At 67.5% G+C, this 467-nt stretch carries 1 protein-coding gene; it reads left to right on the forward strand.

The genetic code is table 11. The annotated features are described in order from the left end of the window. A partial coding sequence (locus RNB18_RS51545; RefSeq protein ID WP_311721001.1) for a cytochrome c oxidase assembly protein occupies positions 1-467 on the forward strand: 467 nt, incomplete at both ends.

Here is a 467-nt window from a genome sequence, read left to right on the forward strand (position 1 = left end):
GTTCTGGGGGCGGGCCCTGCAGGTGCTGCTGTTGCTGTACGTGGTGCCGTTCCTGCTGGCGTTGGGCCGGCCGGTGACCGCTCTGCGCGAGTCCTCGAGCCCGAAGGGCCGCGCGCGAATCGACACGGTGCTCGGGTCACGGGCGGCCCGGGTGGTGCTGTCACCGCCGGTGACGTCGGTGCTGATGCTGGCGACGCCATGGCTGCTCTACCTGACTCGGTGGTACGTCGCGTCATTGGTCAACCCGGTGATCGCGGATCTGACCAGCATCGCGTTGTCCGCCATAGGTTTCTGCTACTTCTACGCGCGTTTGCAGTCGGACCCCGTTCCGCGGCGGTACTCGCCCCTGCTGTCGATATGCATCAGCGTTGCCGAGGGCCTGGGCGACGGCGTCCTCGGCCTGGTGCTGTGGCTGGGGCCGCTGATCGCCTATGACTACTACTCTGCGCTGCACCGGGATTGGGGAC

Source organism: Streptomyces doebereineriae (genome assembly GCF_031845645.1).
Classification (GTDB): Bacteria; Actinomycetota; Actinomycetes; order Streptomycetales; family Streptomycetaceae; genus Streptomyces; species Streptomyces canus.